General features: G+C 54.1%; 13 protein-coding genes. All 13 read left to right on the forward strand.

What is annotated here, in order from left to right:
• Nucleotides 1–567 precede the first annotated feature (567 nt).
• On the forward strand, nt 568–1,752 hold the full coding sequence (locus tag OHL16_RS17965; RefSeq protein ID WP_263368580.1) for a DegT/DnrJ/EryC1/StrS family aminotransferase: 1,185 nt from the start codon (nt 568–570) through the stop codon (nt 1,750–1,752).
• Nucleotides 1,753–1,775: 23 nt separating this feature from the next.
• Nucleotides 1,776–3,353: a Gfo/Idh/MocA family oxidoreductase gene (locus OHL16_RS20150; protein ID WP_317891092.1), complete on the forward strand. Its 1,578-nt coding sequence runs from the start codon at nt 1,776–1,778 to the stop codon at nt 3,351–3,353.
• Nucleotides 3,354–3,499: 146 nt separating this feature from the next.
• On the forward strand, nt 3,500–5,479 hold the full coding sequence (locus OHL16_RS17980) for a polysaccharide biosynthesis protein (protein WP_263368581.1): 1,980 nt from the start codon (nt 3,500–3,502) through the stop codon (nt 5,477–5,479).
• Nucleotides 5,480–5,526: 47 nt separating this feature from the next.
• Complete coding sequence (locus OHL16_RS17985; protein WP_263368582.1) at nt 5,527–7,818, forward strand: GumC family protein; 2,292 nt, start codon at nt 5,527–5,529, stop codon at nt 7,816–7,818.
• Nucleotides 7,819–7,877: 59 nt separating this feature from the next.
• Nucleotides 7,878–9,137, forward strand: coding sequence for a DegT/DnrJ/EryC1/StrS family aminotransferase (locus tag OHL16_RS17990; protein WP_263368583.1), 1,260 nt, complete (start codon nt 7,878–7,880; stop codon nt 9,135–9,137).
• A gap of 76 nt (nt 9,138–9,213) precedes the next feature.
• Nucleotides 9,214–10,761: an oligosaccharide flippase family protein gene (locus OHL16_RS17995; protein ID WP_263368584.1), complete on the forward strand. Its 1,548-nt coding sequence runs from the start codon at nt 9,214–9,216 to the stop codon at nt 10,759–10,761.
• A 35-nt stretch (nt 10,762–10,796) separates the two neighbouring features.
• The gene (locus tag OHL16_RS18000; RefSeq protein ID WP_263368585.1) at nt 10,797–12,011 is read left to right on the forward strand and encodes a glycosyltransferase; all 1,215 of its coding nucleotides are present in this window, start codon (nt 10,797–10,799) and stop codon (nt 12,009–12,011) included.
• A gap of 142 nt (nt 12,012–12,153) precedes the next feature.
• A complete protein-coding gene (locus OHL16_RS18005) occupies nt 12,154–13,497 on the forward strand; it encodes an O-antigen ligase family protein (protein ID WP_263368586.1) in 1,344 nt (447 codons plus the stop codon).
• Nucleotides 13,498–13,503: 6 nt separating this feature from the next.
• A complete protein-coding gene (locus OHL16_RS18010; RefSeq protein WP_263368587.1) occupies nt 13,504–15,231 on the forward strand; it encodes a glucosamine inositolphosphorylceramide transferase family protein in 1,728 nt (575 codons plus the stop codon).
• 24 nt (nt 15,232–15,255) lie between these two features.
• A complete protein-coding gene (locus OHL16_RS18015; protein WP_263368588.1) occupies nt 15,256–16,362 on the forward strand; it encodes a polysaccharide biosynthesis/export family protein in 1,107 nt (368 codons plus the stop codon).
• Nucleotides 16,363–16,377: 15 nt separating this feature from the next.
• Nucleotides 16,378–17,640 (forward strand): glycosyltransferase, encoded by a 1,263-nt coding sequence (locus OHL16_RS18020; RefSeq protein ID WP_263368589.1) that lies wholly within the window; start codon nt 16,378–16,380, stop codon nt 17,638–17,640.
• Nucleotides 17,641–17,662: 22 nt separating this feature from the next.
• Nucleotides 17,663–18,703, forward strand: a complete 1,041-nt coding sequence (locus tag OHL16_RS18025; protein WP_263368590.1) for an NAD-dependent epimerase/dehydratase family protein — start codon at nt 17,663–17,665, stop codon at nt 18,701–18,703.
• 100 nt (nt 18,704–18,803) lie between these two features.
• A complete protein-coding gene (locus tag OHL16_RS18030) occupies nt 18,804–19,988 on the forward strand; it encodes a glycosyltransferase family 4 protein (protein ID WP_263368591.1) in 1,185 nt (394 codons plus the stop codon).
• Nucleotides 19,989–20,036 lie beyond the last annotated feature (48 nt).

The following is a 20,036-nucleotide window of genomic DNA, read 5'->3' on the forward strand; positions in this document are numbered from 1 at the left end:
GAGCATAACTACAGTTCGAGTAAGTCCTATGAAGGTTACCACCGTAATGTGCGGCGCTTTCTGAAGCACAGCTGCACAAAGTTGCTGCGACAAATTGAGGGATAGAGAGTTTTTCCGTCATCTGTACGCTGCCACACCGACACCTTGCCCGTGAACCGCTAGTTTGTTTTCCAGTCTCAAAAATAGGTCTAGTGAGCGGGCATTGGAAGACTCGCTCTGAGTCAATAGGGCATGGCAGCAACAAACAGATTCGTCAGGATGACGCTGTTGAATATATTTTGCTAAGCGACTGATTCGAGAAGCATAAGCAAGATATCCACAGCGGTTCAGGATGGCGGAGCCATGCTCCACGGCGCATACCGGAAGGACTACGCTGAGACGCAACACATATTTTCGAGCCGTTTTCACGCAACTCGACCATCTCCCGCAACAAATGGCCGAACACCAATGATGGTTGCCTTTGCAGCGAGGACAGGATGAACCATTGAGAAACTCTATCTCCAGCTTTTGCTTACAGCTACATCATTCTGCTCGATCCTATTCTTCAATGTGACAGGAGAAATCCACGTGGCCACCAGTGCTCCGGCTCGATCCGACTCTCCGGCTTTAGTAGAGCCGCCATTTGCAAGCATTCCATTGCTGGATCTCAAGGCACAGTACGCTGGGATTCGCGGCGAGCTCACCGACGCGGTTACTCGAGTTTTTGAATCTCAGCACTTTATCCTGGGACCTGAAGTTGAAGCGTTGGAGCGTGAAATAGCCGAGTACGTAGGCGTGGAATTCGCGATCGGATGCGCATCTGGTTCCGACGCGCTCCTTCTGGCACAAATGGCTATTGGCATTGAATCTGGAGACGAGATAATTACTTCTACATTCACTTTTGGTGCAACCGCGGGTTCGATCGCACGATTGAAGGCTCGCCCGGTGTTTGTAGATATCCGACCGGATACATTCAACATCGACGAGCGGCAACTCGAGGCTGCGATTACGCCGCGCACTCGAGCCATTATGCCGGTTCATCTATTCGGTTTGTCGGCCGACATGGATTCAATTCTGGAGATAGCGCACAAGCATCATGTGCCCGTAATCGAAGATGCTGCCCAAGCCATCGGCGCACGATGGAAGGGGGAGGGCGTTGGGAGCCTTGGGGCTTTTGGGTGCTTTAGCTTCTTTCCATCAAAGAATCTTGGTGGGGCGGGCGATGGCGGGATGATTACAACAAATGATCCGCAGCTGGCTCAGCGCCTGCGCATACTGCGGGCTCATGGTGCTCGGAAGAAATATCAATACGAGTTGCTGGGGATCAACAGTCGGATCGATGCACTTCAGGCCGCTATTCTGAGGGTGAAGCTCGGGTATTTGGAAAGCTGGACCGCAGGCCGTCGACGAAATGCAGAGAACTACCGCGCGTTGTTCGCCGAATACCACCTGACAGAACTGCTGACGTTGCCTTTTTCGCCGGAAACAAGCTTCCACGTGTACAACCAGTATTCGATTCGCGCTCCGCACCGGGACGAACTACAGAGGTATCTGTCCGACCGGGGAATTTCGACCGAGGTCTACTATCCGAGCCCTCTTCATGTTGAGCCAGCATTTGCTTATCTCGGCTATCGCGCCGGAGATTTTCCCAACGCTGAGGTTACGTGTCGTGAGGTACTGTCACTACCAATTTATGCCGAGCTTACTATGGACCAGCAGAGGGTAATAGTTACTACTATCGCGAACTTCTACGCCAGACTAGCTCATCAATAAGGTCCGGAGTAAAAGGAGGAGTAATGCTCCCAAAGATTGCTGTGATTGGAAACGGGTACTGGGGGACAAACCTAGTGCGCAATTTTCACGCTCTTGGAGTACTGAAATGCGTTTGTGATTCTCGAGCCGAATCGCGGCAAGAAGCACAGGCACAGTTTGGTGTAGACACCTGCTCTTCAGTCTCGGCGCTCCTCAATGACCCTGAAATCCAAGGCGTGGTGATCGCGGCACCTGCTGCTCAGCACTACGAGCTGGCCAAGAACTGCTTGTTCGCAGGGAAGGATGTCTATGTAGAGAAGCCACTGGCGATGCGGGTCGAAGAGGGGCGGGAACTCGTAGCAATCGCGGAGACGCGACGGCGGGTACTTATGGTTGGGCATATTCTCCAATATCACCCCGCGATTCTGAAGCTCAAAGAGTTGATTGACTCTGGCGAACTTGGCCGTATCCAGTACATTTACTCGTCACGTCTCAACTGGGGCAAGCTTCGGTCAGAAGAAAACATTCTGTGGAGCTTCGCCCCACATGACATCTCTGCCATTCTCTACCTTCTAGAAGAAACACCGGTTACTGTTACAGCAACGGGTGGGTCATTTGTAAATCCTCACATTTATGACACCACACTAACAGCCTGCGAGTTTCAAAGCGGCGTGAAGGCGCACATATTTGTAAGTTGGCTCCACCCGTTCAAAGAGCAACGATTAGTCGTCGTTGGTGCTCAAAAAATGGCTGTATTCGATGACGTAGAAAAAGAGCGCAAACTTACGATCTACTCGCACAGCATTGATTGGCTAAATCGCCTTCCGATTGCGCATAAAGGCGAAGGCCAGCCGGTGCCTCTTCCAGTTGAGGAGCCTCTCAGGAACGAATGTGAACACTTCATTGAGAGCCTTGTTACCCGAAGAATGCCACGGACCGACGGCAATAATGGAGTGAAAGTGCTTGAGATTCTGGATGCCTGTGAGCGATCGCTGCATGCGCAGGCCGCATCTGTTAAGGTCCATGGAGAAACGACAAAGTATTTCGCCGACCCTACAGCAGTTATCGACAGTGGTAGCGAAATTGGCGAGGGTACCAAGATCTGGCATTTCAGCCATGTGATGCCTCGCTCCCGGATCGGAAATAATTGCAATTTGGGTCAGAATGTTGTGGTAGGTCCAGATGTCAGGATCGGCGATAGAGTAAAAATTCAGAATAACGTTTCAGTGTATACCGGAGTGGAGCTTGAGGACGACGTCTTCTGCGGGCCGTCCATGGTGTTCACAAATGTGATCAATCCGCGCAGCCACGTCGAACGGAAGCACGAGTATCGACGAACGCTCGTGAAACAGGGCGCTTCGATCGGAGCAAATGCAACCATCCTCTGCGGGGTCACACTAGGTCGGTATTGTTTTGTGGCCGCTGGCGCGGTCGTCACCAGCGATGTTCCCGACTACGCGCTCGTGATGGGGGTTCCGGCAATCCAGACTGGTTGGATGTGTGTGTGCGGAGTTCGGCTGCCTGCTGCAAGTAACTCAAGCTGCAGCGAGTGTGGGCGCACTTACCTTATCGAGGACGGTTATTGTCGAGAGACAACCCAAACCTCTGCTATAGCAGCGTAACCTTATCATTGATCACTTCTATCTCATGCAGCGCTCTGATTTCCCCTAGCGGAGAGTGGATCACTTAGGTCTCCAGGCTCATCGCAGTCTGTAGTCATATGAAGCTCGTTTCATTCCGCACCAACAACCTATAGGAGCGGATCGCCGTGACCTCTCTGCTGAACTACAGAAAGACGCTCATCCTGACGTCGCAGATCTTCCTATTAGCCATGAGCTATTACGGAAGTTTTATGCTTCGATTCGACTTTCGCCCGGAAGTGAGCTATCAGCTGCTTTTCGTGCGGACACTACCCGTGGTTCTTGCGGCCGAGTTGCTCGCGTTTTACACGTTTGGGCTTCTCCGTGGATGGTGGCGTTACGCGGGAATGAGCGACGCGCTGGACATTTGCGAGGCTACGTTTGCTAGCGCTGTGATCCTTTATTTGCTGATCGAGGTGGTTCTTCGAGTGGATGGGTACCCCCGATCGGTGCTTGCGATTAACTTGGTCCTTACTGTGCTCGTTGTGGGAGGAACGCGCTTTGCGGTTCGCGCCTACACGGAAGGCGCGCAGCACAGTGCCGCTGAACTTAACACTTTGATTGTTGGGGCCGGCAGGGCAGGGAGCACCATTGCGCGCGAACTGAAGCGTAATTCGGGGCTAAACCTGAAGCCGGTTGGATTCGTTGACGACGATCCCAGCAAGCACGGTATTCGTATTCACGGCCTGAAGGTGCTGGGATCAACTGACTGCATGTCGGAGATCCTTAGCCGGATGAACATACGGTGTGTGTTGATCGCGATCCCTTCGGCCAGAGGAAGTCAAGTGGAACAGATCATTGCGAAGTGTCGCCAGTGCAAAGTGGATTTTAAAATCCTTCCTTCTCTTAGCCGGCATGTTAACGGGGGAGTCTCGTCAATTGCCGACTTGCGCAATGCGCGGCCTGAAGATTTGTTAGGTAGGCAGCCTGTCCAGATCGACCTGGCGAGTATACGAAGACAGCTCGAAGGCAAAGTGCTGCTGATTACAGGAGCCGGCGGGTCGATAGGCGCAGAGTTGAGTCGCCAGGTATGTGACTTTGCGCCACGCGAGTTGATTGTGGTGGATCGTTCAGAGAATTGTTTGTTCAATCTGGGACTGGATCTCGGCACAAACAGACCGCAACAGCATTTTATTCCTGTGATTGCGGACATACAGGATGTTGGTGCTATGCGTGAGATCTTCGCTCTGCACCGCCCCGACATGGTGTTTCATGCTGCTGCATACAAGCACGTACCTCTGATGGAGCAGAGTTGTTTTCAGGCGGTGACCAACAATATTTTCGGCACTTACAATGTTGCTCTTGTCGCACGCCAGTTTGGGTGCAAAGCCTTTGTCATGATCTCCTCCGACAAGGCCGTAAACCCGACCAACGTCATGGGAGTAACAAAGCGAATTGCCGAGTTGATCATCCTGGGCTTGCAACACGAGCATACACGCTACGTTGCGGTGCGGTTCGGAAACGTCTTGGGCAGTAACGGCAGCGTAGTCCCTATCTTTCAACAGCAGATCGCCGGCGGCGGTCCCGTCACTGTGACGCATCCTGAGGCGAAGCGCTATTTCATGACCATCCCGGAGGCGGTTCAACTCGTATTGCAGGCTTCGACCATGGGGGTTGCCAGCGACATTTTTGTACTCGAAATGGGCCAGCAGATCCGCATTGCGGATCTGGCGCGCAATCTGATCCGGCTATCGGGTTTGGAGCCAGACCGGGACATTCCCGTTATTTACACTGGCCTGCGTCCCGGCGAGAAATTATTTGAAGAACTCATGTTGGATGGTGAGGGGATGAAACCGACTTCACACCCAAAGATTCGCGTGCTCGATGGTGGGCCCATCAGCTTTGAACAGGTGCATCTCTGGTTAGATGAACTGTCCGCGTTAGTGGAAGCAAAGAACGTGTACGGTTTGGTGCAGACTTTCCAGCGTATCGTGCCGGAATACAAGCCCAGTAACGAACTACTCGCTATGAGTGAAGTCGATCGTCACGACATGGCTCTCAAATACCGTCGGGCCCGAGGGCAACTGTGGCACTCAGTAGACAGCATGCCTAATGTTCCCACCGAACACTTAGTCATGCCGAAAAGAAACTATGAACAGCCTCACTAAATCTATTTGCAGCGTTGTGGAAGGGTAGCGGGAAGGACGGGGAGACAATGAGCTTTGAACCATTCTCGCGGGACGAACAATGGGATGCCATGAGCTTGCGAAGAGCCGAAGCAATGAATCGGCACCTTGGGCTAACAACCGAGCAAGGACCAGGTCCGCAGCACACGACTGAGTCCGACCGAACAGCCTACCCCTTTCGGAGCCGCCCGGTCGACGCCGAGGCGGAAGGCACAGGCTGGCTACGAGGTGTAGGTATTGTCAGGGAGCACTGGCGCCTATCGGCGCTGTTTACCCTCGTCGTCGTGGCGAGCGTGACTGCGGCCACACTGATGATGAAGCCGGTTTATGAGCCTCAGGCACGTGTACAAGTTGACCCGCCCGGCGCTGAGGTGTTCTCTCTTCAGGGCAATAATAGTAGCGGAGCCGCGACCGATTACCTCGCGACACAAGCGCAGAATCTGCAAAACGATGAGCTGACGCTGGATGTCATTCGTAAGCTCCATCTTGATCAGAGCCCTTTTTCCGGAGGCGCCCCGGGGGCAATTAGTGGCACGCCGAGTCTGGCCACGGAGATTGTTGTTCCCTTGACACCTGCGGAAGAGAAAGCGTTGATCGTTTTCAAACAGTCTAGAAAGATCACGCGTGACGTAGCAAGTCGGCTAATCACCGTCAGCGTGTCGGCGCACAATCCAGTGGTGGCAGCAGCAGTGACGAACACGCTGGTAAACATGTTTATTGAACGGGATTACAAGCTGCGAAACGATGCTATCTTGCAGTCGTCGGAATGGCTGCAGAGGCAGCTGGAAGATATTCGCCAGCGAATGGATGATTCCAACCTTGCGCTCAACAATTTCGAGAAAGCCAACGGAGTTGATGCGATCGGGGACAATCAGAATAGATTTTCTGAGCAGATGGTAGAGCTCAGCCGACAATTGATGCAGGCGCAGGCCGACCGTATTCAGTTGCAGTCATACTTGAACGATCTGAACGGCGCTAAAGACAGTTCGCTGCCCCAGATCAGTAGCAACCCCGTGGTGCAGGAGTTGACGAAGAAACTGGCCGAAGTCAGGGCCGAGATCGCCGAAACCCGGGCGGTATACGGTGCGAGCCATCCAAATACCAAAAAACTTCAGAACGAGGCGGATGAGCTTCAGTCGCAGTTGAACACAGAGCGGTCAGAGATTCTTCGAGATATGAAGACGAGCTACACAGCTGCACAAGCCCGCGAACATTTGATGCAATCGCAAATGCAGGGAGCCAGCAAGCAGATGGTTGTGCTGGCGCAATATAACGCCCTTAAGAAGGAATCGGACGCAAACACGCAGCTCTATCAGGCGCTGTACCAGAAGATCAAGGAAGCGGCTATCGCCGCGGAGACCAAGTCGAGCAATATCCGTGTCGTCGATCGGGCACGCGTACTGGATCGGCCTACGCGACCGTATCGTAGCCAAAACATCGCTTTAGGTCTGCTTGTTGGCCTGATAGGCGGAGTGATTGTGGCATTCTTGCGCGAGGCTATGGATACACGCATCCACACGCCCGAGGACATCAAGAAGTGCCTGGGGGCGGAATCGGTCTCAGTAGTCCCTGTAATTGGCAACGGCGAACCGGCAGCGCAGGCTCGTTCACGGTCTCGACTGCAGCAACATACACCGCAGCGCAATCCATACTTGTTTCAGGTTGATAGGCCGAACTCACTTGAGGGAGAGGCGCTTCGAGGCATTGGCGTAACAGTTCGTCTATCTCGTCAGAATGGCTGCACGCCGCAAGTAATCCTCGTTGTTTCGCCGCTCACGGGCGAGGGCAAGACTACCCTTTCCATCAACCTTGCGCTCACGCTCGCCCGGCACGGAAGAACATGCATCGTGGATGCGGATCTCCGCAAGGAAGGCGTCGCGCCTGCGCTGGGAGTTGTCGCTAAATACGGGCTCAGGGAAGTGTTATCGGAGAGCATGGGAGTCGACCAAGCGCTCGTGTCGGCAGTGCAGTTGCCTAACTTGTCGCTTCTTGCGTCGGGTACTGCGCCCGGTGACCCGAGCGCACTGATCTCCTCCACTAGAATGTCGGGTCTGGTCGGGAAATTGAGACAGAGGTTTGAATTTATAGTGATTGATTCACCACCGATGCTTCTGTTCTCCGATGGGCGGGCACTGTCCGTCCTGGCAGACGGGATCATCGTAGTCGGACGATCCGGCGTGACCACGCGCGAGACTCTGAAACGTGTCATAGAACTGCTGGATGGGGTGCGATCGGCTCCAATCGTCGAACTGGTCCTCAACGCCGCAGAATCTCCTATTACGGACTACCACTATTACCGCCGCTACGACATGGCAAGTTGACATAGATCAGGCTTGCAACTCAACGGAAGCGTAGTTTCCCTCAGTTTAGGAAGGTGCTCTTGACAACAATTCTCCTTGATGCAGACATGCAAGAGGGGCGGCGCACGAGCAACTTAGCCATCGATGGCGGTCAATCCGTGCGAACCCGCAAATTTGCGCATTGGCCGTCACTGTCGGAGGACGAAGTCGAAGCAGCGAGCGCTGTCTTGCGGTCGGGCAAACTCAACTACTGGACCGGTGAGGAGGGGCGACTGTTCGAGAAAGAGTTCGCGGCATTTGCAGGCTGTCAACATGCAGTTGCCGTTGCGAACGGAACCGTTGCGCTCGAACTGGCGCTTTACGCACTGGGAATTGGACAAGGGGACGAGGTGATCGTCCCGAGTCGCACCTTCGTTGCCTCAGCTAGTTGCGTCATCATGAGAGGCGCGAGGCCGGTATTTGCGGACGTAGATCCAGTTAGTCAAACGCTTACAGCAGACAGTATTCGCGAGGTGTTGTCCCCAGACGTTAAGGCCATCATCGCTGTTCACCTGGCAGGTTGGCCCTGCGATATGGATCCGATTCTCGAGTTAGCTCGCGAACACGGGCTGAAAGTTATTGAGGATTGCGCCCAGGCACATGGTGCAACGTACAAGGGACAACCAGTTGGGTGCCTAGGTGATGCGGCGGCCTTCTCTTTTTGCCAGGACAAGATCATGTCAACAGGCGGCGAAGGCGGTATGCTCACCACCAATCACGATGAACTGTGGAAACGGGCTTGGAGCTTCAAGGACCATGGCAAGGCATATGATGCTGCGCATACGTTTAGACAGGAAGCCCATTCAGGGTTCCGTTGGCTGCACGACTCTTTCGGCACGAATTGGCGCCTCACTGAAATGCAGGCAGCCATCGGCCGCAGTCTCCTCGCGAAACTTCCAAAACACCTTGAGTGTCGCCGTAGGAACGCCAGGGTGCTCAGTCAGAGCTTCGGCAATATTCCTGCCCTTCGAGTTACAACTCCTCCCGAACAGATCGGCCATGCGTACTACAAGTACTATGTCTTTCTTCGTCCAGAACGGCTACGGGAGGGATGGAGCCGGGATCATTTGCTCAAGGCCCTACTTGCAGAGGGGATTCCATGCTTTAGCGGGAGTTGCAGTGAAGTCTATCTTGAAAAAGCCTTCCCCGAGAGTATGCGGCCTGCTCGGAGATTGCAGGTAGCGCAGCAATTAGGCGAGACAAGCCTCATGTTTCTTGTCCACCCGACGCTCTCTGAACCGGACATGCTGGATATAGTTAGCGCGGTCGAGAAGTTGCTGCTAGTCGCGGCTGCCCAGTAGCCAAATTCGCCGACCACCTGAAGGCAGCGAGGCACGACGTGAGATATTCGCTGATTGGGAGAAGAGTCCACCATCCATGTTAGCCGGTCTCAGTTCGTCGGACAGAAGACCAAGCAGCGACTCTGTAGGTGTCGCGCGCGACCAGATTCGTGGCTCCAGCTTGTTCATGGTCGGAAACGTGTTCTCCCTGGCGATCACGTTTCTTCCTCATCTGGTGCTGGTACGCTACCTGACTACTGAAGCGTTTGGTCACTGGGCTTATGCATTGTCTCTGGTAACGGTAGGCAAGACATACGCACTTGGATTCAATGAAGCGATGAGTCGCTTCGTGCCCATATATCATGCAAAACAAGAGTCGTCGAAGGCGCTCGGCAGTATCGTTGTGGTTTTTGCAGTGACGCTTCTGATCAGCTGCTCTCTGATTACAATCTTCGCTGTGGCGTCCCACCCGATTCTGGAGATTCTTACAAAAGGCAGAGAGCCGGTCGGCCTGCTGTTGATCCTGATGATTCTGATTCCGCTAGAAACCACGGATCTTTTGATCATGAACTTGTTCGCTTGCTTCGCTCGGACTCGGGAGGTCTTCTGGGGGCGATACATTCTCCCGCCTGTGCTGCGGGCGACCGTGATCGCGTTGACGGTGTTTCGGCATGAGGGGCTGTCGTTCCTTGCGTATGGCTATCTACTGGTCGAGTTCCTCACTATTGTTTCGTTTGGCGCGCTGCTCGTTCGCGAATTGCGCCGGCAGAAGATGCTTCAACATCTAAAGTGCGTCAGGTTTCCGGTTCGCGAGATCTTCGGATTTAGTGTGCCACTGATGGGCTCGAACGTGATCGGCATGATTGGTGGCTCAATCCCAGTGTTACTTCTTGGGTACTTCCATCCAATCTCAACGGTTGCCTACTACCGCGTCGTGCTGCCTGCTGCAGGTCTGAGCGGTATGATTCCGGGGAATTTCATGCCGCTCTATATGCCATCAGCCTCGCGTCTATTCGCTAAGGGCGATACCCGTGGGATCAACCACCTCTTTTGGGAAACCTCGCTTTGGATGAGCGCGCTGGCATTTCCGATCTTCCTTATCACTTGCTGCTCTGCACGAACGCTAACAAGCTTTCTCTATGGCGCACGGTATGCGCCTTCGGCCTCAATTCTGGCGATCCTCTCGCTTGGCTATTTCTCCAACGTTATTTTCGCCTTCAGCGGCGTGACCTTGAAAGTTCTTGGCAAGGTCCGCTTGATGGTGATCCTGAATATTGTGACTCCGATCATCATCGTAGTACTGAACCTGTTGTTCATTCCGCGCTACGGAGCTATCGGCGCTGCGGTCGCAACAGCATCAGGCCTGATTGTGCAGAATATCCTCCGGCAGCTGGGGTTGTGGCTAGGAGGTGAGGGCATCAGCTTCTTTGAAAAACGGTATGCCTCGTTCTTTCTAGTGCTTGCGGCGAGCTTCCTTGGTCTGTATTTTATCCAACTCTTCACTCCCAATAATATCTACGTCGCGCTGTCGCTTGCGCTCGCTGTTTCGGGAGTGGTGTTGTGCCTGATTAAGAAGCAGCTTAACGTTGCAGACACGTTCCCGGAAATTCTCCGACTTCCGATCGTTGGCAAGCTTTTCGCTTGATTGTGTAGTCGGATCTCACCCACGAGGCTGGTGAAATGGCCGGTACAGCGCAAACTCCTTTGGACAAGCAGATAGCCAAAACGCCAAGTCGCGCTAATCCGCAGCATCGCGGATGGAGTCGTACTTCCATTTGTCACGTTTGTGAGGGCGGCGCCTGGGCTGGGGCCGAAGTGCAGGCCTCTACGCTATTGCGAGCGCTCGCAAAACATCCTGAAGTCAGCCTCCAGGCAATCATCCTTAAGGAGGGCCGGCTAGCTCACGAATTGCGTAGTGACGGAGTCGTGGTGCAAGTCGTCGACGAAGAGGGGAAGAGCTTCCCGCGGATGATCTCCGAATGCTCAGAGTTTGTGAAGAGCAGAAATATACAGATTCTGCACTCTCACAGCTACAAGGAGAACCTTGTGGCGCTAATGCTCTCTCGCATTTGTAGAGTGCCGTATCTGGTCCGGACCGAGCATGGCCATCCTGAGCCGTATTCAGTCGTTCGCAATCTGAAGCACTGGTGCGTTCTGGCAGCAGATCGTCTGGGAGCCAACACGGCGGACCAACTTGTCAGCGTCAGTTCAGACCTGGGCGAATATTGGAAGCGGCATGTAAATCCGCAAAAGGTGACTGTCATTCGGAATGGAGTAGATCCGGAGCGCGTGAGTTCCAGGTTTAGACCTGACGAAGCAAAGCAGCGGCTGGGCATCCCAGGCGACAGCTTTGTCGTGGGGACTGTTGCTCGACTGGAATGCATAAAACGGCATGATCTCTTCGTGATGACGGCAGGCTATCTTGCAGAGAAGATTCCGAACGGGAATTTCCTCATTGTCGGCGGAGGACGTCAGAAGGACTCTTTGCAGCGGTTGATTCACGATTTCCGCCTGCAGGAACGCGTCTCTCTGCTTGGCGAGCGCGATGACGTTTATGACGTGCTGCGTGCGATGGATGTTCTGCTAATTTGCTCCGACCATGAAGGCATCCCCATGGTCATGCTGGAGGCAATGGCATTGGGAGTCGCGGTGGTTTCACGCAGGGTAGGTGGCGTGTCCGAAGTGATTCAGGATGGAGTGAATGGAATATTGGTCCCATCTGATGATCCAAGGGAGCTAGGTCGAGCTTGTATGTCCATCTACAATAAGCCCCGCTTGCGGAAAGAACTTACTCAAGTTGCCTGCGATGAGGTACACCGCAAGTATTCAGCGGAAAAGAATGCCGAGACCATGGTGGAGTTATACCAATCCATCTGTTACGCGCGTGCGCAGTAGCGTTGTGAAACTCATAGTTCTGGCAGAAGACAGATGCGTGGAGCGCATGTCCCGAAGTGTGTTAGCGAAGAGGCGCTCAACCAGAGAGTAAGGTTTTAGCATGTTTCCCACGATCATACGCAACACGCAGGAGCACCGGCCCATGGGGCTGCTGCTGGCCGCCGTATTGGCGACCGCATGTACTCTAGGGTTGATGGTTGCGTCCGACAACTGGATTGTTGTCGCGGCCATATGTGGCCTCTTGTTATTGCTCGCACGCCCGATTGAAGTAGCTTTAGGACTCTATGCTTTCCTGATACCCTTCGAATCCATGACGACGATAGACAACAGCGATGGTCCAACCCCTACTCTGCTGAGGTATGTGGGCTTGGTTGCGCTCCTCGCAACTGTGGGTGCCGGCTGGCTAAGCGAGCGCATCACCCGGCCTCCAAAGACCGCGCTGTTCTGGTCGTTGTTTATTCTCTGGTGCGCAGTTTCCACGCTATGGGCAATTGATCCAGAGATGGCGCTTCATCGGCTTCCAACTGTGTTGGGCCTGTGGTTGCTCTACATGGCTGTAGTCTCGGTGCGAATGACGGCCAAGGAATTGGCCTGGATTACACTGCTGACAATTCTGGGCGGATGCAGTGCGTCTGTCTATTCTGCCTATATGTTCTTCCAGGCTGGTGACGCTGTCGGCCGTGCCTCGCTCGGAGAAGGATCAACTCTGTCGGATCCGAACTTCTTTGCGATCGCTCTTCTGTTGCCTCTGTCGCTAGCAGTCAGCGAGGTACTCACAAGCCGGACCTGGTCGCGCCGAGTATTCGTTTTGTCTGGGACTGGCGTGATTGCGCTTGCTGTGTTCCTGACGATGTCGCGAGGTGCGCTCGCCGCGGTGGCAGCGATTGCGTTTGTGTTTTTGTTTCGGTTACGTCTGGACCGTCGCCTGCTTCTTCCGGTGGTAGCGACGGGTGGGGCATTGTTGTTCATGCCCGCGTTATTTTTTGAACGTATGCACGAAGCTTCAGCCAGCAGGATTTCAGGGCGACAGGATATTTGGCTCATCGGGATCCATTCCCTAAAGAGTTACGGAGCATTCGGAGCAGGCCTCGACAATTTCCCTAATGCCTTTGAGAGGTACGCTGGAACGTCGCTCTTCTTTGCAGGAGACCAGCGCTCTTCTCACAACATCTATCTGACCGCCTCTGTCGAATTAGGAGTTGTGGGGATACTGTTTCTATTTGCGGCGTTGCGTTCACATATGAAGGCATTCAGACCTCTTACGAGAATGTCCCCGGCTTCAGCTAACATCGTAGCGTTCGAGGCGGCTTGTTGGGGGATGCTGATAGCGGGCTTTACCCTCGACATACTGTGGCGAAAGGCGTTCTGGTTCGTCTGGGCCCTTTCGGTTGTAGCGATTCAGGTCGTTCAACAGAACAAACAGCGCATTGATACTGATTCACTAGAGATGCAGAAGTCTTATCCCAGACGTGCTCGTTTTAATTAGGCTGCAATGTCCTCCGTCCCTGTCACTGCCGCCACTGGCGGCATAACCCAACCGTCTCCTGTCCCGCTGAAGGTGGGTGTGGTACTGCGCTCGTCTCAGGTGCCAGGCTGGGTCTACTATCTTCTCGGGAAGCTGATTGGCTACAAGGCGGTCGAACTTGTCCTCGTCGTTGTGGATGATGACTCGAAGGTGGCAGTGGGGGCAGGCCGCGGTCCTATTCTATTTCGATTCTGGGCCGGGTTCGATCGCTGGTTCCGTCGAACCAGAACCGATGCTCTCCGGTTGCGGGATTGGCACGAATTGAGGAGCGACTCTGTCACCGTTGTGATGCTCCGAGCGAGTAACACCGCCGCCCAATCGGAGCTCGACATTGCTGCTCTAAAGGAAGCCAGTCCCGGCTTGCTGCTGTATTTCGGTGACGATGCTCTCGGAGCTGAAGTTGCAGCGTGCGCACGACAGGGCATGTGGTCAGTGCAACAAGTAGGTCCGTGCGGAACGGCGGCGATTCCAAGTCAGTTCTGGGATATGTATGAAGGCAATTGCATCTCTCGATATGGGCCGCAGGTAGTTGAGCAAACGCAGAATCGAACACGAATTCTGTATCGCCCCTCACCTCTTACAAATTTCCTCTCCCTCGCTTTGAATCAGAACGCGGCTTTCTGGGAAGTCGCTGATTTTCTAGCCACCCAACTCAACGATGCTGCGCGGCTGCAGACGGATACGCAATTGTGCCCCGAGGTAAATGCGAGCCAGCACTTATTTCCTCGCACTATGGGCAATATGCGCATGGCGGGTTTCCTGATGCAGTGGGCCAGGCGAATCCTGCGCCACGAATTCAAAAGGCGCCTGTTTCGTGAGCAATGGACAATTGCCCTGCAACCGAAGAGTGGCATGTCGACGGTCAATTGCGAGCACGGCTTTAGAATTGTTCGCCCCCCTCGGGATCGTTTCTACGCCGATCCGTTCCTAGTCGAAAGGAATGGACGTAATTACGTTTTCTTTGAAGACTACAAATTCGCTTCTCGAAAAGGCTTGATTTCGTGCTGCGAGCTGGACGCTGAGGGCAACTGCAGCAAACCGCGAGTGGTGCTGGAACGCAAATACCATCTCTCGTATCCGTTCCTCTTCACCTGGCAAGGAAATCTATACATGATTCCCGAAACTCGTGACAATAGGACAATTGAAATGTATCGAGCGAGCGACTTCCCGTATTCATGGGTTCACGAAGCAGTCCTCATGTCGGACGTGGCGGCGACGGACTCCACGCTGCTGTACTACCACGAGAAGTGGTGGCTGTTTACGGCGGGCGTGCTCGATCATGCTTCACCCCACGAAAGGTTGTTCCTGTTCTTCGCTGAGTCTCCGTTGGGGCCTTGGACGGCCCATCCGAAGAACCCTATCGTTTCCGACGCTCGCCACGCGCGTCCCGCAGGGTGCCTATATTTCGACAACGGACAACTCATCAGACCGGGGCAGGATTGCTCAAAGGGTTATGGCTACGCGACCCAACTGCACCAGGTGAGTGTGCTCTCAGAGACGGATTATCATGAGACGCTGCTCACGAGCATTCCTCCTGACCGGATCCCAGGAAGCATCGGTATCCATACGTTCAATCAGAATGATGAGTTTCGAGTAATCGACTGCAACTTTCTGATTCCGCGTTTCGACTTCAACTCATTCGCCTCCGCCTTTCATAGGGTTGGAGGCTCAGTGCGACAACTTGGTCGCTCGTGATTCTGCAACGTATTCGAGGTGAATATGCCCTACCTCGCAGGAGTAACAACCCACGTCGTTCGCTACAGCGTGACTCTTTTGTTGCTTGTGGCTGCCCAAGCTGGTCTTCCCCAAGCACCTGTCTCACCAGTGAGAGTCGCACCCGTGCCGACTCCGACTGTTCCTGGCCAGAACGGGGCAGTACATGTGATAAAGCCGGAGGGTTCAGGTGGTGGCGGTCAGACAGATTCCATCCCGAGCGCAAAGGGCGATGCCACTGCTCCGGAAAAGACGGCAGCACTCTCGCCGCCGGCTGGAGACGGGGATCCCGGCTTCGAAATTCTGATTGGGCCCGGCGATTTGATTGAGGTCAGTGTGTACGGTGCTCCGGACTACATCAAGGACGTGCGAGTGCGGTCAACAGGTGAGATCACGCTTCCCCTGGCGGGAACTGTGAAAGTCGGCGGACTCACACCCGCACAGGCTGAGGCGCTCATCGCAAAGCGTCTAAGTGATGGCAACTTCTTCAATGATCCGCGAGTTTCTGTCCTCGAAAAGGAATTTGTCACCCAGGGGGTTTCCGTGTTGGGCGAAGTGCAGAAGCCAGGGGTTTACCCGATGCCTGGGCCGCGGAGACTGTTCGATGCGATTTCTGCCGCTGGCGGTACCACGCCTCGAGCCGGCAACACCGTGACAATCCTGCATCGAGCCAACTCACAACATCCGGAAAGTGTCGTCCTGTCCTACAATGGCAAGTCTTCCAGTCAAAGCAACATCTATGTGTATCCCGGCGATACGGTCGTGGTCTCTAAAGCAGGAGTTGTCTACGTCGTTGGAGACGTTCGCTTGCCTGGTGGGTTTGTGATGGAAAACTCGCATATGACGATTCTCCAGGCCTTTGCGATGGCACAGGGGGCCAACGCAACTGCCGCACTTGACAGGGCCCAGTTGATCCACAAAGCAGGACCGGAAGACCACCCACAGCAGAAAATCATCTCTCTCAAGAAGATTCTGTCCGCCCAGTCGCCGGACATAAATTTACAACCGGACGACATTGTCTTTGTTCCTACCAGTCGTGCTAAGGCGGCTGGCCGGAAAACTCTTGAAGCCATTGTGCAGACAGCTTCCGGCATCGCGATTTATAGGCCATAGCTCGATGGTCCGGCGATGAAAATTCTGTGGATATTTCCCGAACTGCCTTACCCACTGACAAGTGGGTTATTGCGGGGCTTCCATCTCTTACGGCTATTAGGGCAGCGCCACGCCGTTAGCTTCCTGTCTCTTACCGACCAGAAGCAGATCCCACCGGACACTATCGTGGCGCTGAAACCATATACGGAGCGGATTATGACCTTCAGTCGCTGCTCCGCTCAGGCTCCTAGCTGGCTCACCGCGCTTGCACGTTTGCCTATTCTGGGCTCGCGAGTGCGTACGTCGTGGGACACACGGTCGGCGGTGAAGGAGATGAAGGAGGCAGCGCACAGTCTGCTGGAGCAGGAGGCATTCGATATTCTGCTGTTTCAGGGGCGCGAAGCACTTCCCGTGTTGGAAGGAGTAAAAATTCCGATTGTAGTTGAGTGTGGTGATACTCATTGCACGCGCATCCTCCAGCAGATGCGTTACGCCCGACTGTTGCTTCGACCGAGATTGTTCCTCCACTATATGCGGATGAGACGATCTGAAGAACGACTTGCGCGGAAAACTCCGTATCGGTACTTCATCTCGGAGCGAGATCGAGAGAACCTCCTCGGACCTTACGACCGAAGTGAAATCGTGCCACAGGGCATCGACTATGCCTACTGGAAACGAACCTCGCCGCGGCCAGGAAGAAACTGCATCGTGTTCTCAGGAGTTATGAATTATCCTCCGAATGCTGACGCAGCGATATTTCTCCTAAAATTGATTCTCCCCGCCGTAAGACGAGTAGCTCCTGAGCTGGAAGTTCTGATCGTTGGCCGTGAGCCTGCACCGGAATTGGTGAATCTGGCCCGGCACTATCACGATGTAACCGTTACCGGAGCGGTCGATGACATTAGGCCATATTTGGAGCGAGCTGACGTATTCGTTGCCCCACTCCGCTTCGCGTCTGGAGTTCAAAACAAAGTGCTTGAAGCGATGGCAATGGAGATACCGGTTGTCACGACTCCGGTAGTTGCTTCCGGCCTGCGTGCGGAAAATATAGAGCCACAGTTAGTGCTAGGTTGCAGTGCAGAGGAGATTGCTGCAGGCATCATCTACCTGTTGAGTCACGCTGATGAGCAGGCGAGTCGTGCCGCAGAAGGCCGTCGCTTTGTCGAAGCTCACTGCTCATGGTCGCACAGCGCAGAGAAGCTCGAGAAGCTCTGTCTGGCAGCGGCGGCTGGACGCGGGGCGGAGTCCCATCAGCCTGGTAGTGCCTTCCACGGGATTATTGCTGGGAGTTCGAGATGAAGAGTCGAATGAGAGGTATAGCATGCGAGTCTTAATTACTGGCGGATCAGGGTTTATCGGTTCGCACCTTACGGAAGCGCTACTGGAGCGAGGTGACGAGGTTCTAATTTTGGATGACCTCTCTACCGGCAGTGTGGAAAACATTCGTCACCTTAAGCATGTACCCAGGCTGCACTATTGGATTGATTCATTGATGAACAGAGCTCTATTGGCTGAGCTAGTCGATGAGAGCGATCTGGTCGTGCACCTGGCAGCAGCTGTCGGAGTCCGTCTAATCGTCGAGAGCCCGGTTCGCACGATTGAAACGAATATAACCGGAACGGAGGTTGTACTCGAGGCGGCACGCAAAAAGAAGAAGAAGGTGTTTATCGCTTCAACCTCGGAGGTCTATGGCAAGAGTACGGACTTTCCCTTTCGCGAAGAGGGCGATCTGGTTCTGGGAGCGACTAATAAGGGACGGTGGAGTTATGCCGCGTCGAAAGCCCTGGATGAATTTCTGGCACTAGCGTACTGGAAAGAAAGAAAGCTGCCAGTCGTGATAGGACGGTTCTTCAATACGATCGGTCCCCGTCAAACGGGACAGTATGGGATGGTTGTGCCCAACTTCGTTCAACAGGCACTGGAAGACCAGCCAATCACAGTATTTGGCAGTGGCAAACAAAGCCGATGCTTCTGCTATGTAGGAGATACGGTAGCGGCTATGCTGAAGCTATTGGACGCTCCCGCGGCCGTTGGTCAGGTGTTCAATATTGGTAGCACCGAGGAGATTTCCATCGAGAATCTCGCTAGCCTCATCAGAGCAAAACTCAACAGTAGTTCGCCGATTCGCTATATTCCCTATGACCAGGCGTATGAGGATGGATTCGAGGACATGCCGCGTCGAGTACCCTCGACCGCTAAGATCGAACACTGTACAGGATGGCGCCCAACTACTTCGCTGGACACTACGATTGACCTGATTGCACAATACTTCCGGCAGAAGCAGAAGACGCTAGCGTATGGCTCGACCACGGAACAATATAGCACAAATCAGCAACTGGAAAGCACCGACGCTGCAGCCTAAGCCAACGCGGCCCAGATGGAGAGACCCGCGCGAGTCGTCAAGACGTTCCATTCCCACTATGTGAATACAGGCCTAATAGCGGCACAAGGGTATCACTCAGATGAAAACAGCACACATTGTGCATCTCAGCACGTATCCCGTCGACGATATACGTATTTTTCAGAAGGCGTGTAAGTCGGAGGTGGCAGAGGGGTACCGAGTTACGCAGATTGTCTGCCATGAGTGCGATGGATTCGTCGATGGCGTCGCGATACGATCAGTGGCTCCATCCACGGGACGACTCTCGCGCGTGTTCGGTCTTTCCTGGAAGATGTACCGGGAGGCCAGACGGCTAGACGCCGACATATACCAGTTTCACCATCCTGATCTAGTTCCAGCAGGACTTCTGCTCAAACTCTCCGGCAAGAAGGTGATCTACGATACCCGCGAATGTTATCCGGACAAGATCCTGTCTATGCGATGGATTCCCGTTAAGTTGCGACATCCGATAAGCGCAGCCTTCGCACTCTATGAACGGATTACAAGCGCAGTGTGGGATCATGTGCTTGTGGCTGATCGCTACTCGGCGCGAGCGTTCTCAGGTCGCCCTGTCAGTGTGGTGCCCAATTATCCGCTACTCGCTTCTGTGAAGCGCCCCGAGGTCAGGCAACATGACAAGCACACGCTGATCTACGTAGGTGGGTTGACTAAAGAACGCGGCCTCTTGGTTATGCTGAAGATTGCGGAACTGCTCCGAGACCGCAATGTGGAATTACAACTCATGGGGGGGTGCTTCTTCGCGGAGGATGAAGAACGCATCCGCGCCGTGCCTAATGTTCAATACCTCGGGAATCAGAACCTGCAGGCTGTATACCAGCGCATTGCTGAAGCGGACCTTGGACTATTGCTTCTGCAGCCAGTGCCAGCCTATTCGTACGCGGGAGAAAACACGCTAAAGCTATTCGAGTATATGTGGTGCGAACTTCCGCTGGTGTCCTCCGATTTTCCGAATCTGAGGCAAATCATCGGGGGAGCACAGTGTGGAATCTGCATCGATCCATGCAATGCAGAGCGAGCCGCCGCGGCCATCATGAACTTGCTTGAGCAGCCAACGCTACGCCATCAAATGGGACGGAACGGCCGTGACGCAGTCCTTCAAGCCTATAACTGGCCGGCGGCGAGCAAGGTCCTGAGTCAGGCATATAAGAAGGTGCTCAGTAACAACCGCTCCTCGGGCGAACCCTTGCCTCTCTGGATCAGAGAGCCGGTTCAGGCTGTTCCATACAGCGTCAACGGCGTTCGATAGTTGCGTATATCTCTTTGGTCTGCGGGAAAGGGCGTGGTGTGAAGATGG

Origin of the sequence: Edaphobacter bradus (genome assembly GCF_025685645.1) — a bacterium.
Classification (GTDB): Bacteria; Acidobacteriota; Terriglobia; order Terriglobales; family Acidobacteriaceae; genus Edaphobacter; species Edaphobacter bradus.